The organism is Paenarthrobacter sp. CM16 (assembly GCF_013179505.1).
Lineage (GTDB): Bacteria > Actinomycetota > Actinomycetes > Actinomycetales > Micrococcaceae > Arthrobacter.
This window is the reverse complement of record NZ_JABMCX010000550.1, coordinates 1-1,241: the sequence shown is the minus strand read 5'-3', so window position 1 is coordinate 1,241 and position 1,241 is coordinate 1. Positions and strand designations below refer to the sequence as shown.

At 60.9% G+C, this 1,241-nt stretch carries 1 protein-coding gene; it reads right to left on the bottom strand.

Annotated features, from left to right (window positions below):
- Positions 1–5 precede the first annotated feature (5 nt).
- Positions 6–1,241: amino acid permease (locus HP499_RS24395; RefSeq protein ID WP_172326595.1), on the bottom strand; the 1,236-nt coding region annotated here is incomplete at its 5' end.

Genomic DNA, 1,241 nt, shown 5'->3' with positions numbered 1-1,241 from the left:
ACAAACTACGCCAAGGGCTTACTTTCCACCTTGTGGCGGGGGCTGTCCGGGTTCATGAGTGAGTGCTTGCGACCGTACGCGAAGTAGATCACCAGGCCGATGACCAGCCACACACCAAACCTGGCCCAGGTTTCCCAATGCAGCTGGAACATCAGGAAGGCGGAGGCCAGGACGCCGAAGGCAGGGACGATCGGCATGAGCGGCAACCGGAACGTCCTCGGAGCATTGGGTTTGGTGTAGCGGAAAACAATCACAGAAACGCAGACCACCACGAAGGCGGCCAGGATGCCGATGTTGGTGAGGTCGGCTACTTCCTTGATGGGGAAGACGCCGGCGAGGAATGCGGAAGCGACGCCGGCAATCCACGTCACGCGCTGTGGCGTGCCGTGCCGGTCCGTTTTGGCGAACCAGCCGGGAAGCAGGCCGTCGCGGCTCATGGAGAACCACACGCGGGTGACGCCCAGCAGGAAGGTCAGCATGACGGTCAGGATGGACAGTACCGCGAACACCGAGATGATGGTGGCGATGACGGGCAGTCCAACCCCCTGGAACGCTGAAGCGAAGCCGGCGGTGGGGTTGATGTCTTTGTAGTTCTGCATACCGGTCAGGACCAGCGTGGCAGCTACGTACAGGAGCATGGCGATGATCAAGGACAAGATGATGGCCTTGGGCATGTGCTTCTTGCCGTCCTTGGCCTCTTCGGCCGCTGTGCTCATGGCGTCATAGCCGAACACTGCGAAGAAGACGGTTGCGGCGCCGGCGATGACCGGACCGAAGCCGCTGGGCATGAACGGGTTGTAGTTCTCGGCGTTGACGTAGAAAATGCCCAAGCCGATGATGAACAGGATCAGGATGACCTTGATGGCCACCGCTACAAGTTCGAACCGGCCAAAGGCCTTGGTTCCACGGCTCAGGATCCACGTGACCAGAAGGCAGACCAAGATCGCCGGGAGGTTGATGATGCCGCCCTTGCCCTCGTCGGCAGTGGACGTCATCCACGTCGGCATGTCGATGCCGATGCCGGAGAGGAAAGCATCAAAGTAGCCGGAGATGCCGATGGCCACCACTGCCACGATGGCGATGTATTCCAGCAGCAGATCCCATCCAATGAACCAACCGATGATTTCGCCAAGGGCCACGTAGCCGTAGGTGTAGGCCGAGCCGGCGCGGGGGATCATTCCAGCGAACTCGGCATACGAAAGCGCGGCTGCGCCGGAAGCCAGGCCGGCGATCAGGAAGGA